The organism is Cognatilysobacter bugurensis (assembly GCF_014652095.1).
In the GTDB taxonomy this organism is placed as follows: Bacteria; Pseudomonadota; Gammaproteobacteria; order Xanthomonadales; family Xanthomonadaceae; genus Cognatilysobacter; species Cognatilysobacter bugurensis.
This window is the reverse complement of sequence record NZ_BMYD01000001.1, coordinates 104,684-117,696: the sequence shown is the minus strand read 5'-3', so window position 1 is coordinate 117,696 and position 13,013 is coordinate 104,684. Positions and strand designations below refer to the sequence as shown.

Sequence of the window (13,013 nt, the reverse complement as noted above, 5' to 3'; positions counted from 1 at the left end):
CGCCCTGCCCCACCCAAGCCGCGCCGACGCCCCGTGATCCGACTGCTGACCCTTGCATGCCTCCTGTGCCTCGCAGGCGCCGCGCAGCCACAGGTGCACGGCTCCAGTGCAGGTGCTCCGACGCTGGTGCTCGGCGGGCTGCCCGGTGTCGGCCCCGGCCTGCCCGGCGCGGCATCCCCGGTGCTCGATCGTGTGTCCGACGCCGCGCGCGCTGGTGGCGCCGTAACCGAGCGAATGATCGAACGCGCGAGCCCGCTCGACGTGCGCAAGCTGCGCATCCGGCAGCTCGTGCAGCAGTTGCCCGAACGCATCGATCTCGACCCGGCCGGTGAGCCGGTGCTGCGCGGCGAGTTCCTTGCGATCTCGCCCGATGCCGCCGGACTGCAGGGAATCGAGGCGGCGGGCTTCGAGGTCATGCCGCGCGAGGCATCGCTGCACGGTCTGGATCTGGACATGCGCCGGATCCGCGACACCCGGCGGCGCTCCGCTGCGCGCGCCATGCGTGCTCTGCGTGATGCAGCGCCGTCGGTGGAGTTCGCGTACCAGCACGTATTCCTGACGTCGTCCGCCTCTGCGACGGTTGCCGCAGGATCGGCGGCAAGTCCGGTCGGCACCGCGCCGGCGACGTTGCGGGTCGGTCTGATCGACAGCGGCGTGGACCCGCGCCGGCCCGAACTCGCGCAACTTCGCGTGCAGGCCCACGGCTGTAACGGGCGACCGGTGCCGCATGCGCACGGGACTGCCGTCGCTGCACGCTTGGCCGGCGGTGCGCAGGGTCATCTTTATGCGGCCGACGTGTACTGCGGCGACCCGGCTGGACGCGCGACGCTCGGCCTGCTCGAAGCCCTCGCGTGGATGGCCCGCGAGCGCGTGCCAGTGATCAACGTCAGCCTCGTCGGCCCCGCGAACGCGGCGATCGCGCGCGCGATCGCTGCGCTGCACGCGCGCGGTCATGTGATCGTCGCGGCGGTCGGCAACGACGGGCCGGCGGCTCCGCCGCTCTATCCGGCCGCATACCCCGGCGTCGTGGGCGTCGGCGCGGTCGATCCGCAGTTGCGCGTGCTGCCCGAATCCGGCAGTGGCCCGCACGTCGATTTCGTCGCATCCGGCGTCGTGCCCGGTCGCGGACGTCCGACGCGCGGCACCTCGTTCGCGGCGCCGATCGTCGCTCGCGCCGCAGCCTTGCGCATTGCCGAGCCCGACGCCGCCGCAGCCGAGCGCCTTCGAAAGACGCTGAGCGCCGACGCCCGCGACCTCGGCGCACCCGGCCGCGATCCGCGCTACGGCGACGGGCTCATCGCCTTCAGCCCATAACCGGCGCCTAGCTGAACCATTCGCAACGGTTCCGCCAACGGGGGAAGAAGCGGGCCCCTCCGCTCGTAGGTCACTTCAAGAGCCGCGGATGGTCCGCGGCGTTGGAGGTCCTTCCCATGCGCAAGTCCATTCTCGTCGCCACCCTGCTCGCTTCGTCGGTCGCCATCGCTCTGCCCGTCCAGGCGCAAAGCCTCGGCGGCATGCTCGGCGGCGGTGCCAATGTCGGCGGTGCGGGCCGCCTCGGTGCCCCGGTCGGTCTGCCGGCCGCCACGGGCCGCGTCGGAGGTCTGATCGGCGGCGCTGCCGATGCGTCGGCCCGCGGCCGGATCGGTGCACGCGGCGCCCTCGATGCGACCCGCGCCGTCGACGCCGCAGCGCGCCGCGGCACCGATGCAGTGCGCGGCGTCGAGTCCACGGTCTCGGGGGCGGTCTCGCGTACCGGTCGCGGCCTCGGCCAGGCCTCGGCGGCCGCCCAGGGCGCGGCTGCCGCCGGCGCCGCGGTTGCAGCTGATGGCCTCGCCGCACGTGCCGGCGGCAACGCCGGTGCACTGAACGCACTAGACGATGCCGCGCAGAACGCGTCGACCCAGGCTCAGGGCGGGCTGCGCACCGCCACCGACGTGGTCGGCCGCGCACGCGTTGATGCGGACGCATCGGTCGAAGCCAACGCCGACGTCGGTGCGGCCGCACGCGCCGGCAGCGACGCCGCATCGCGTGGTGTCGACGCCGCGGCCCGCGGCGCCGCTGACGCCACTGCCGCGGTCGAGAGCGCAGCGGGCCGCGCGGCCGGCCGCGCGCAGTCGGCACTGGGCACTGCAACGGGTGCGCTCGACGGTGGCGTCGGCGTCTCGACATCGGGCGAAGCAAACGGCTCCGCGCGGGGCAACGCAAACGGCAGTGCCCGTGCAAGCGCGAACGGCCGCGCACGCGCCGAAGCCAACGGCGCGCGCCGCAACGACGCTCCGCGTCGCTGATCGCAGCCCCAGCCTCCGCGCCCTAGTGGCGCGGAGGCGTCCCGGCGGCGACCTACGTCCGCCGCCGGCCCGGCCCCGTCGCTCTCCGAGGTTTCCATGCGCAAGACCCTGCTCCTCACCGCCCTGCTCGTCGCTGCCACGGGCGCACACGCCGAAGACGGCACGCGTGTCGGCGTCGGCGTCGACTATGCGTCTGGAACATTCGGCACCGGCATCGACACGCGCATCCTGCAGATTCCGCTCACTGCGTCCGTGCAACGGGGCGCGTGGTCGTTCAAGGCGAGCGTGCCGTGGATGCGCGTCGACGGCGCGTCGAACGTCGTGCCTGGTCTGGGCCCGGTGCCCAATTCCGGCCTCATCGGTCGTGGCGGCCTGCTGCCGATCGGCGGCGGCATGCCGGGCGCGGGCGGTGACGCCGTTGCGCAGGACAGCTCCGCATCGGGCATTGGCGACCTCACGCTCGCCGCGACCTATGCCGTGCCGATCGGCGGTGCCGCCGGCGTGAATCTGAGCGGCAACGCAAAGATCGCGACTGCCGACGAATCCAAGGGCCTCGGCACCGGCGCGAACGACGTCGGCGTCGCGGTCGATGCCTGGCGCAACGTCGGCCGCGCGACCTTGTTCGGTGGCGCCGGCTACACGCACCTCGGCGAATCGCCCTACATCGACGTCGACGCAGTCGCGAACGCGAGTGCGGGCATGAGCGTCGCAGCCGGCCCGGCGCGCCTCGGCGCCGCGTATGCATGGCGCGAGTCGGCCTCGTCGCTGAGCGAAGAACGCAGCGAGATCACTGGCTTCGTCGCGCTGCCCGGCGGCACGCACAACGAAGTGCAGCTCTACGCGACGAAAGGTCTCAGCGACGGCAGCGCCAACTGGGGCGCCGGCGTGTCGTTCACCGCGGGGTTCTGAGCGAATCCGACGCGACGAGTGCTCGAGATGCGCCGACTGAGCCGCTGACGCCGATGCCAATTCCGAGAGAAAGTTCAGCGGAACATCGCATCAATGCTGCCGGAACAAAAAAGCCCCGCATTGCGGGGCTTTTTCTTCATTCGATCAACGACGGATCAAGCAAACGGATCGCGCAGCACCATCGTGTGCGCACGGTCCGGACCGGTCGACACGATCGCAAGCGGGCAGCCCGCCAGCTCCTCGAGCGCGCGCAGGTACGCACGCGCGGCCGCCGGCAGCTTGTCCCACTCGGTGATGCCGTGGGTGTTCTCGTCCCAGCCCGGGAACTCGAGGTACACCGGCGTGCACTCTTCCCAGCCGGCCGCGTCGAGCGGCGCGTATTCGGTGCGCTTGCCGCGGTACTCGTACGCGATGCAGATCTTGAGCTTCTCCATGCCGTCGAGCACGTCGAGCTTGGTGATGCACAGTCCGGTGATGCCGTTGATCGCCACTGCGCGCTTGAGCGCAACGATGTCCATCCAGCCACAGCGACGCGGACGGCCGGTCGTAGCGCCGTACTCCTGGCCGCGATCGCGCAGGCCCTGGCCGACCTCGTCGTCGAGTTCGGTCGGGAACGGGCCGCCGCCGACGCGCGTCGCGTATGCCTTCGCGATACCGAGCACGTAGTCGATCGCGTTCGCACCCACGCCCGAGCCGGCCATCGCGCCGCCGATCGTCGTGTTGCTCGAGGTCACGTACGGGTACGTGCCGTGGTCGATGTCGAGCAGCGAGCCCTGCGCGCCTTCGAACATCACGCGCTTACCCTGCTTGCGCAGCTCGTGGAGGATGCCGGCGACGTCGGCCTTCATCGGCTCGACGTACTCGCCGAACGCGAGCGCCTCGTCGTAGGTCTTCTCGAAGTCGACCGCCTCGACGCCGAGGTACTTCGTGAGCACGAAGTTGTGGTAATCGAGCGCCGTGCGCAGCTTCTCCGCGAGCTGGTCGGGGTAATGCAGGTCAGCCACGCGGATGCCGCGACGCGCAACCTTGTCTTCATAGGCCGGGCCAATGCCGCGGCCGGTCGTGCCGATCGCCTTGCCGCCGGCCGCCTTCTCGCGGGCCTGATCGAGTGCGATGTGGTACGGCATGATCAGCGGCGTGGCCGGGCTGATCTTCAGGCGCGAACGCACCTCGACGCCGTTGCCCTCGAGCTCGGCGATTTCCTTCTGCAGCGCGCCCGGGTGCAGCACCACGCCATTGCCGATCAGGCACAGCGCATCAGGGCGCAGGATGCCGGAGGGAATGAGGTGCAGCACGGTCTTCTTGCCGCCGATTACGAGCGTATGGCCCGCGTTGTGACCGCCCTGGAAGCGAACGACCGCGCCGATGTTCTCGGTCAGCAGATCAACGATCTTGCCCTTGCCTTCGTCGCCCCACTGGGCGCCCAACACCACGACTGACTGACCCATCTTTTCGCTGCTCCGGAACTTGGTGGCGACGCAGGCAGCGCGAACGGCCTGGCGACGGCCATGGCGGCGGTCGGTGCAAGCACACCTGACCCCAGACATGGAAAAAGCCGGACGGATCACCCGGCCGGCTTTTGCGCATTATCCGGGTTTTGTACCGGCGTGGCCACCGCGGCGAACGCTGGTGTCCCGCGAGAGAGCGTGGCTCACCCGCGAATCAGAAACAACGCGAGCAGTCCGAGCACGACCACGATCAGCCCCACCACCCGCAAACGCGCGTTCGGCATCGCGTAGAGCTGCTCGGCGGCGCGCTTCCAGCCGCCAGGCGCGACGAACAGGAACAACCCTTCAAGCACCGCGACGAGCGCGAGTGCCGACCACAACTCGCTCATCAGCGATCGGACTTGAGGTACTGCAGGAACGGGTCGTCGCGGTCGAGCACGATGACCGCCTCGCCGTCACTGAACGCCTGCCGGTAGGCCTCGAGGCTGCGCTGAAACGTGAAGAAGCTCGGGTCGCGATTCGCGGCCGTCGCGTAGAGCTTCGCCGCGCGCGCGTCGCCTTCACCGCGCAGCCGCTGCGCGTCGCGCTCGGCCTCGGCCAACAGCACCGCCCGCGCGCGATCGGCTTCGGCGCGGATGGTCTGCGCCTGCTCCACGCCCTCGGCGCGCAGCTGGCTCGCAACCTGCAGGCGCTGGCTGCGCATCTGGTCGTACACCGACTTCAACACGTTGCTGTCCTGCGGCAGCTCGATGCGCTTGATGCGGATGTCGGCAATCTGCACGCCGAGCGTCGCCGCGCCGCGGTTGATCGCAGCAAGCTGCTTGCCAACCACCTGCGAGCGATCACCCGAGACCACCTCGCGCAGCGTGAGCGCGTTGATCTCGTTGCGCAGCGAATCCTTGATGATCGGCGCGAGCCGCTGCACCGCGACGCTCTCGTCGCCGCCGGTCGCACGATAGAACGCGCGCAGATCTTCGACGCGACCGATCGCGAAGAAGTCCACGCTCACGTCCTGCTTGTCGGCGCTGAGGTAGCGCTCGGGCTCCGACTCGAGCACCTGCAGTCGGCGGTCGAATACGCGCGCGGTTTCGACGAGCGGCCACTTGAAGTGCAGGCCGGGCGACGTCTCGATGCGTACGAGGCGGCCGAGGTTGAGCACGATCGCGCCCTGTCCCGCGCCGACGACGTACATCGATCCCATCAGCGCGAACAACGCGGCGACCGCCAGGGCGATCCACATCTGGACTCTCATCGGGTCGACTCCTCGCGGCCGCGCGGACGTGCAGTCCGACCGGTGCGCGTGACAGGCTCGTCGGCGGTCACCGGATCGAGCAATTGGGGGTTCGTCAGCGGCGCTGTCTCCGCGCGACGGCTCGCCGCGTCATCCTGCGGATCGGGCATCGGCACGTAGATCAGCTGGCGCGAATCGCCCCCGACGACCTTGCGGTTCTCGGAGAGCACCTGGCCGACGGTCTCAAGCCACAGCCGCTTGCGGGTGACCTCGGGCGCGTCCTTGTACTGCTCGACGAGCAACGAGAAGCGCTCGGCGTCGCCTTCGGCCCGCGCGACCGTCGTCGTGCGGTAGCCCTCGGCCGCGGCGCGGATGCGCGCGGCTTCACCGCGAGCCTCGGGGACGACCTGCTTTGCGTAGGCCTGGGCTTGGTTGATTGCAGTGTTCTTGTCTTGGCTCGCGCGCTGCGCTTCGTCGAACGCGTCCTTGACCTCTTCCGGCGGACGGGCGTTCGGGAGGTTGAACTCGGTGATGACCAGTCCGGTGCGGTACGCCTGCAGCAGGCGCTGCACCCGCTCACGCACAGCAACGGTGAGTGTGCTGCGCGCGCCCAGCACGGCGTCGAGGTCGGAGCGGCCGACGAGTTCACGCACGGCGCTCTGCGTCGCCTGCTGCAGCACGGAGTCGGCATTGCGCGAGCCGAACAGGTAGCCGACCGGATCGCCGATGCGGTACTGCACGTTGACTTCGACGTCGACCATGTTGCCGTCGCGCGTAAGCACCGGCACGTTGTCGCTGTAGGCCTTGCTCTGCGTCGCGTTGACCTTGATCACGCGCTCGATCGGCCACGGCGCCTTGAGGTGCGGACCTGGCTGCAGCACGCGCGCAATCTGGCCGAAACGCAGCACCACGCCGCGCTCCTGTTCGGTCACGAGCACGAAGCTGTTGAACAGCAGCCACAACCCGAGCGCGATGCCGACCCAGCGGACGATGTTCGTCGCGCCGCCGTCGTTGTCCCCGCCATCGCCGCCGAAGCGGTCCCGCAGCGAATCGAGCCAACCGGCGAATCCTTCGCGCGTACGCCGCGGCGGGCGTGCGCCGGATTTGTCACTGCCGGGGGTGTTCCAGGCCATGCCTGCTCCTCGTCGTGTAACCGGCGGACATGCGTGTCGCACCGGGCGGAACCGTGCACTCGCAGGTTCGCAGGGCACGCTGTCGACTCAAGCCGCAGCGTGCCGTGATTCTAGGTGGGGGGTGACAGTGCCTCAAGCAAGGCGCGTGTCGACGGTGCGCTCGGGCAGCAGCGGACGCAGCACGTCGCCGTGCGCCTGCGTGTACAGGCGCTCCGCGTCGGCCTCGGCGATGTCGAGTTCGACGAGCCAGCCGTCGTCATCGGCCTGCTCCGCGCGGACCGCCCCGAGTTCGTGCAGTTGCGCGCGCAAGCGCGCCGCCTGGGGCGGCAGCCGGACTTCACCGGTCACATGACGCAGGTCCAGTGCCTCACCGACCGCATTGCGCAGCAGGTCGAGACCGGCACCGTCACGCGCCGACACCCACACGCGGCCGCGTCCCTCTGCAGGCCGGTCGTGGCGCGGCTGCATCGGCACAGCCTCGACCGCCTCGTCCGCGCCGTCGACCTCTTCGCCAGGGACCTGCGCATTGTCGCCAAGACGATCAATCTTGTTGAACACTAGCAGCTGCGGGATCTCCCCCGCGCCGATCTCGGCCAGCACCTCGTCCACCTGCGCGATCCGCTCGTTGCGCAGCGGATCGGCCGCATCGACGATATGCAGCAGCAGGTCGGCTTCACGCGCCTCGGACAACGTCGAGCGGAATGCGGCGACGAGCTCATGCGGAAGGTCGCGCACGAAACCCACGGTGTCGGCGAGCACGACGCCTCCGCCGGGCAGCTCGATGCGGCGCACGGTCGGATCCAGCGTTGCGAACAGTTGATCGGCCGCGTATGCCTCGGCCCCAGTCAGTGCATTGAAGAGCGTCGACTTGCCGGCGTTCGTGTAGCCGACAAGCGCCACACGCGGGAGTTCGCTGCGCACCCGGGCACGACGCATCTGCGTACGCTGCACTTCGACTTTTTCGAGGCGACGCTGCAGTTGTTCGACTCGCTTTTGCAGCAGTCGACGGTCGGTCTCGAGCTGGGTTTCACCCGGACCACGCAGACCGATCGAACCGCCGCGCTGACGCTCAAGGTGGGTCCAGCCGCGGATGAGGCGCGTCGCCATGTGACGCAGCTGCGCGAGTTCGACCTGCAGCTTGCCCTCATGGCTGCGCGCGCGCTGCGCGAAGATGTCGAGGATGAGACCGGTTCGGTCGACAACGCGACGCTTGAGCGTGCGTTCGAGGTTGCGCTCCTGGCCGGGCGTCAGCGGATGGTTGACGAGGATCAGGTCGGCGCCGGTCGCCTCGGCGGCGGCCTGCACCTCCTCGAGCTTGCCGCTGCCGATCAGCGTCGCCGAATTCGGACGATCAATGCGGGCGGTCAGCGTGGCAGCGACCGTCGCGCCGGCTGAGCGCGCGAGATCGCCGAACTCTTCGAGCGCATCTTCGTCTGGCGGACCGCCGGCGTGCGGCTGGATCAGCAGTGCGGTTTCACCCTTGCGGGAACGTTCGAACAAGACCCCGTCGCTCCGGCCTATGCGGCCCTTTCATCGTTGCACGCAGAATGCGGGCGCGCAGCGCGGAATCAAGTGAACGCGACCGCGCCGCTCAGCTTTCAGTCGGCGCGTCGGACGAGTCGTCGTCGCCTTCACCGTGCGCGGCCTGCACGTAGCCGCCGCCCGGTCCCACGCGCACGTTGCGCGCCGGCACCACGGTCGAGATGGCGTGCTTGTAGACCATCTGGCTCACTGTATTGCGGAGCAGCACCACGAACTGGTCGAACGATTCGATCGTGCCCTGGAGCTTGATTCCGTTGACGAGGTACACCGACACCGGCACGCGCTCGCGCCGCAGTGCATTCAGGAACGGGTCCTGCAACGATTGACCTTTCGACATTCCAATTCCCCGCTGATTCTAGTTATGAGCGTGCCGGGCATGCCGCGCCCGGCTCGCGAAGCACGGCCCCGCTGTCGCGGTCCGGCCGATGTTAACGCAATCCTTACTCAATCAACCGCCACGACGCCGCGGTCCGACGACGGTCACGAAATGCCGGCGTCAGAGCCGGCCGACGAAGAGCTCGAGCGCGGCATCGAGCTCGACACGGTCGTGGCTGGGGTCGAGCCAGCGCAGGTCCAGTCGGCCGCGCAGCCAGGTCAGCTGCCGCTTCGCGAGTTGGCGGGTCGCGTGGATGCCGCGGGCGCGGAAAGTGCCCGCGTCGGTGAGGCCGTCGAGGTGTTCCCACGCCTGCCGGTAGCCGACCGCCCGCAACGCCGGCAGGTCAAGCGGTGCCGGGTGCGCGGCCAGCTCGGGCCGCGCGCGAAGGGCGCGCACCTCGTCGAGGAAGCCGGCCTCGAGCATTGCGTCGAACCGCCGCTCGATGCGGTCGTGCAGCACCGCGCGGTCTCGCGGCGCGAGCGCGAGTTGCAGTACGCGCACGGGCAAACGGGCCTGTGCGGGAGCCGCCGCCCGCCATTCGGTCATCGTGCGGCCCGACAGCCGGTACACCTCGAGCGCGCGCTGGATGCGCTGCGCGTCGGTTGCGTGCACACGCGCGGCAGTGACCGGGTCGATGAGCGCGAGCTCGGCATGCAGCGCGCCCCAGCCGCGCGCTTGGGCATCGCGCTCGATCGCGGCGCGGGTATCAGGGTCGGCCTGCGGCATGTCCGACAGCCCGTGCAGCAGGGCGTGGAAATACAGCCCAGTGCCGCCAGCGAGGATTGGCCACCGCCCGCGAGCGACGATGTCATCGATCGCGACTCGCGCATCCGCAGCGAACTCCGCGGCGGAGTACGGCTGCCACGGTTCGCGGATGTCGATGAGGTGGTGCGGCACCGCCGCGCGCTCGTCGGCCGTCGGCTTCGCCGCGCCGATATTGAGGCCCCGGTAGACGAGCGCCGAGTCGACGCTGACGATCTCCCCGCCGAGGCGCTGCGCCCACTCGATCGCCAGTGCGGTCTTGCCTGACGCGGTGGGGCCCATGAGCGCGATCGCGCGCGGGCGGCGGTCAGCGCTCATGCGACGCGCGTGCTCAGTAGCCGGTCTCGCGAAGCGACGCACGCACTTGCATGTGCGTGGCCTGCACATCGTCCGGCGGTGGGCGATCGAGCAGGCTCGCCACCACGATCGCGACCGTTGCGAGCGCGAAGCCGGGCACGATCTCGTACAGCGCGCTGCCGGTCTGCTTCCACAGGATCACCGTGAGCGCGCCGACCACGACGCCAGCGAGCGCGCCGTTGCGCGTCATGCGCTGCCAGAACAGCGACAGCAGCACGACCGGCCCGAACGCGGCGCCGAAACCGGCCCACGCGTAGCCCACCAGCGCGAGCACGCGGCTCTCGGGATCACGCGCAATCGCGATCGCGACAAGGGCGATCGCGAGCACCATGGCGCGACCGACCCACACGAGCTCGCGCTGGCCGGCATGGGGCCGCACGAACCCTTTGTAGAGGTCTTCGGTCAGCACGCTCGAGCACACGAGCAGCTGGCACGACAGCGTGCTCATGACCGCCGCAAGGATCGCGGACAGCAGTACGCCCGCGATCCACGGGTTGAACAGCTGCTCGGCGAGCACGATGAACACGCGCTCGGGATTGGCCTGCACCGGCGCCGCGGCGGCCGGGTTCTGCGCAAAGTACGCGATGCCGAAGAAGCCCACGGCCATCGTGCCGAACAGGCACAGGATCATCCAGATCATGCCGATCCGGCGCGCCTTCGGGATCGTCGCCACGTGGTCCGCCGCCATGAAGCGCGCAAGGATGTGCGGCTGGCCGAAGTAGCCCAGGCCCCACGCGAGCAGCGACACGATGCCGACCGCGCCCAGCGCGCCGCCGTTGAACCAGTCCAGGCGCTGCGGATCGAACTCGCCGATGAGCGCAATGCCCGGTTGGAAGCCGCCGACGCCGACGAGCACGACGATCGGCGTCAGGATCAGCGCGAAGATCATCAGAGTCGCCTGCACGGTGTCGGTCCAGCTCACCGCGAGGAAGCCACCGACCAGCGTGTAGAGGATCGTCGCCGCCGCGCCCCACCAGATCGCCTCCGCGTACGGCAGCCCGAACACGCTTTCGAACAGTCGCGCGCCCGCGACCACGCCTGATGCGCAATACACGGCGAAGAAAATCAGAATGACCAGCGCGCTCAGCACCCGCAGCACGCGCTGGGTGTCGGCAAAGCGGTGGGTGAAGTAATCGGGCAGCGTGAGCGCATTGCGCGTGCGCTCGGTGTACACGCGCAGAGGGCCGGCCACGAAACGCCAGTTCGCCCACGCGCCGGCGATGAGCCCGAACGCGATCCACGACTCGGACACGCCGCTGGCGAACAGGGCGCCCGGCAGGCCCATCAGCAGCCAGCCGCTCATGTCGGACGCGCCGGCCGACAACGCGGTCACATAACCGCCGAGCGAGCGGCCGCCCAGGATGTAATCGTCGAAGCTGCGCGTGGCGCGCCACGCGATGAAGCCGATCAGCACCATTGCTGCGAGGTAGATCGAAAACGTGACGAGCAACGGCGTGCTGGCGGTCATGACGGTCCCCGGGCCCTCGACCGGGCCGACGGCGGAAGCTTAGCGTGCGCGCCGCGCGTCGATCGCGGCGTCGGGCACGACGCGACGGATTCGGGCAACGGCCGACCCGGGCCGCGCTGCACGCGAGTTCCGCGATGCGCTGGGACCGCACACGAAGCACCCCGCGTCAAGTCTTTGATGTGGCTAAGAATTCACCAGAGAAGCGACACGCCACGCGGGGCGGGCCTCACCGCCGCTTATCCACATCACTGCTCAACCACTTGTCCACAGCCCCTGTGGACGACGCGCTCCGGGCTGGTCAAATTTTCGCCATCCCTCTTGCAATGCTGGCGCTGCAACGGCTGCAGCACGCGGTCCACAGTTTGGCGCACCGGTTGTCCACAGCCGCTGTGCACAACCGCTGCTCAGTTCTCGTCAGGCCAGCGGATCGCCGGCGCCGCGTCGCGGCGGGGCGGTTTCACCTGCCCGACCGCGTGCCAAACCTTGAGCGCATCGACCGTTGCCGCGACGTCGTGCACGCGCAGCAACACAGCGCCTCGCTGCGCCGCAATCAGATGTGCTGCCACCGACCCGTGCACGCGCGCCTCGGGCGCATCGCGGCCCGTGAGCTCGCCAATCGTGCGCTTGCGTGACAGCCCGGCGAGCAACGGCACGCCGAGGTTCGTGAACGCGTCGAGCCGCGCGAGCAGCGCGAGGTTGTGCTCGATCGTCTTGCCGAAGCCGAAGCCCGGATCGATAACGAGCCGCGACTTCGGAATGCCGGCCATTTCGGCCGCGAAGATGCGCTCGGCCAGGAATCGGTGCACGTCGGCCACCACGTCGTCGTAGTCGGGCGCCGCCTGCATTGAGCCGGGCTCGCCTTGCATGTGCATCAGCACCACCGGAACCGCGAGTTCCGCGGCAGCCTCCAGCGCACCGTTCATGCGCAGCGCGCGCACGTCGTTGATCAGGCCCGCGCCAGCCTGGACCGCGGCCCGCATCACCTCGGGTTTCGACGTGTCGATACTGATCGGCAGCGTCGTCTCGCGCGCGAGACGCTCGATCACCGGCAGCACGCGGCGCAGCTCCTCGTCGACGCTGACTTCGTCCGCGCCCGGCCGCGTCGACTCCCCGCCGACATCGAGCACGTCTGCGCCTTCCTGCGCGAGCCTCACGCCGTGCGCGATTGCGCGGTCGGCAGTGTCGTGGCGACCGCCGTCCGAGAACGAGTCCGGCGTGACGTTGATGATCCCCATCACGCGGGGGCGATCGAGGATGAGCGGACGACCGTTGCAGTCGAGCCGGGGAGAGAGGTCGAACATCGGCGAGCTCCGCGTGGGAAACCGGCATCATCGCTGATCGTCGGCCGTTCTCGACCTCACAGCGCCCCACGGCCGCTCGCGCGCAAAGGTCGCACCAACTGCCGCGTCGCCGTGCTCGCGGCCGCGCGGTGCGCACGACCGACTGCGGAAGGCGCCAGCCCAGCCCACCATAGAAAAAGGCCGGGGAGATCCCCGGCC

The 13,013-nt window shown here is 69.6% G+C and carries 12 protein-coding genes; 3 read left to right on the top strand and 9 right to left on the bottom strand.

Translation table 11 applies throughout. The features are described from left to right. Positions 1–33: 33 nt before the first annotated feature. The 3 genes from IE075_RS00620 to IE075_RS00610 all read left to right on the top strand — a co-directional run bounded on the left by IE075_RS00620 (position 34) and on the right by IE075_RS00610 (position 3,197). On the top strand, positions 34–1,314 hold the full coding sequence (locus IE075_RS00620; RefSeq protein WP_229792243.1) for a S8 family serine peptidase: 1,281 nt from the start codon (positions 34–36) through the stop codon (positions 1,312–1,314). A gap of 116 nt (positions 1,315–1,430) precedes the next feature. After that, complete coding sequence (locus IE075_RS00615) at positions 1,431–2,288, top strand: hypothetical protein (RefSeq protein WP_189452320.1); 858 nt, start codon at positions 1,431–1,433, stop codon at positions 2,286–2,288. A 96-nt stretch (positions 2,289–2,384) separates the two neighbouring features. Beyond that, the gene (locus IE075_RS00610) at positions 2,385–3,197 is read left to right on the top strand and encodes a transporter (protein ID WP_189452318.1); all 813 of its coding nucleotides are present in this window, start codon (positions 2,385–2,387) and stop codon (positions 3,195–3,197) included. Positions 3,198–3,352: 155 nt separating this feature from the next. On the opposite strand, the gene IE075_RS00605 is transcribed toward IE075_RS00610, so the two are convergent. From IE075_RS00605 to folP, 9 genes are all read right to left on the bottom strand, one after another. After that, a complete protein-coding gene (locus tag IE075_RS00605; RefSeq protein ID WP_189452316.1) occupies positions 3,353–4,645 on the bottom strand; it encodes an adenylosuccinate synthase in 1,293 nt (430 codons plus the stop codon). A 203-nt stretch (positions 4,646–4,848) separates the two neighbouring features. Then, positions 4,849–5,034 carry a DUF2065 domain-containing protein gene (locus IE075_RS00600; protein ID WP_189452314.1) on the bottom strand — a complete coding sequence of 62 codons (186 nt, stop codon included), beginning with the start codon at positions 5,032–5,034 and terminating at the stop codon, positions 4,849–4,851. After that, positions 5,034–5,897, bottom strand: a complete 864-nt coding sequence (gene hflC / locus IE075_RS00595; RefSeq protein ID WP_189452312.1) for a protease modulator HflC — start codon at positions 5,895–5,897, stop codon at positions 5,034–5,036. The genes IE075_RS00600 and hflC overlap by 1 nt, the downstream gene beginning before the upstream one ends. Continuing rightward, on the bottom strand, positions 5,894–7,009 hold the full coding sequence (hflK, locus tag IE075_RS00590) for an FtsH protease activity modulator HflK (RefSeq protein WP_189452310.1): 1,116 nt from the start codon (positions 7,007–7,009) through the stop codon (positions 5,894–5,896). Before hflK ends, hflC begins: the two co-directional genes overlap by 4 nt. A gap of 132 nt (positions 7,010–7,141) precedes the next feature. Continuing rightward, positions 7,142–8,509, bottom strand: coding sequence for a ribosome rescue GTPase HflX (gene hflX / locus IE075_RS00585; RefSeq protein ID WP_189452308.1), 1,368 nt, complete (start codon positions 8,507–8,509; stop codon positions 7,142–7,144). A gap of 91 nt (positions 8,510–8,600) precedes the next feature. Continuing rightward, positions 8,601–8,888, bottom strand: a complete 288-nt coding sequence (hfq, locus tag IE075_RS00580) for an RNA chaperone Hfq (protein WP_189452305.1) — start codon at positions 8,886–8,888, stop codon at positions 8,601–8,603. Positions 8,889–9,047: 159 nt separating this feature from the next. After that, positions 9,048–10,007 carry a tRNA (adenosine(37)-N6)-dimethylallyltransferase MiaA gene (miaA, locus tag IE075_RS00575; RefSeq protein ID WP_189452303.1) on the bottom strand — a complete coding sequence of 320 codons (960 nt, stop codon included), beginning with the start codon at positions 10,005–10,007 and terminating at the stop codon, positions 9,048–9,050. Positions 10,008–10,020: 13 nt separating this feature from the next. Then, a complete protein-coding gene (putP, locus tag IE075_RS00570) occupies positions 10,021–11,514 on the bottom strand; it encodes a sodium/proline symporter PutP (RefSeq protein WP_189452301.1) in 1,494 nt (497 codons plus the stop codon). Between the two features lie 404 nt (positions 11,515–11,918). Then, positions 11,919–12,815: a dihydropteroate synthase gene (gene folP, locus IE075_RS00565; protein ID WP_189452299.1), complete on the bottom strand. Its 897-nt coding sequence runs from the start codon at positions 12,813–12,815 to the stop codon at positions 11,919–11,921. Between the last annotated feature and the right edge of the window lie 198 nt (positions 12,816–13,013).

What these genes read in the sequence shown, in the direction of transcription:
- miaA (WP_189452303.1), bottom strand. Translation starts at nt 10,007, where the DNA reads ATGAGCGCTGACCGCCGCCCGCGCGCGATCGCGCTCATGGGCCCCACC.
- IE075_RS00615 (WP_189452320.1), top strand. Translation starts at nt 1,431, where the DNA reads ATGCGCAAGTCCATTCTCGTCGCCACCCTGCTCGCTTCGTCGGTCGCC.
- hflK (WP_189452310.1), bottom strand. Translation starts at nt 7,009, where the DNA reads ATGGCCTGGAACACCCCCGGCAGTGACAAATCCGGCGCACGCCCGCCG.
- putP (WP_189452301.1), bottom strand. Translation starts at nt 11,514, where the DNA reads ATGACCGCCAGCACGCCGTTGCTCGTCACGTTTTCGATCTACCTCGCA.
- folP (WP_189452299.1), bottom strand. Translation starts at nt 12,815, where the DNA reads ATGTTCGACCTCTCTCCCCGGCTCGACTGCAACGGTCGTCCGCTCATC.
- hflC (WP_189452312.1), bottom strand. Translation starts at nt 5,897, where the DNA reads ATGAGAGTCCAGATGTGGATCGCCCTGGCGGTCGCCGCGTTGTTCGCG.
- IE075_RS00605 (WP_189452316.1), bottom strand. Translation starts at nt 4,645, where the DNA reads ATGGGTCAGTCAGTCGTGGTGTTGGGCGCCCAGTGGGGCGACGAAGGC.
- hfq (WP_189452305.1), bottom strand. Translation starts at nt 8,888, where the DNA reads ATGTCGAAAGGTCAATCGTTGCAGGACCCGTTCCTGAATGCACTGCGG.
- IE075_RS00610 (WP_189452318.1), top strand. Translation starts at nt 2,385, where the DNA reads ATGCGCAAGACCCTGCTCCTCACCGCCCTGCTCGTCGCTGCCACGGGC.
- IE075_RS00600 (WP_189452314.1), bottom strand. Translation starts at nt 5,034, where the DNA reads ATGAGCGAGTTGTGGTCGGCACTCGCGCTCGTCGCGGTGCTTGAAGGG.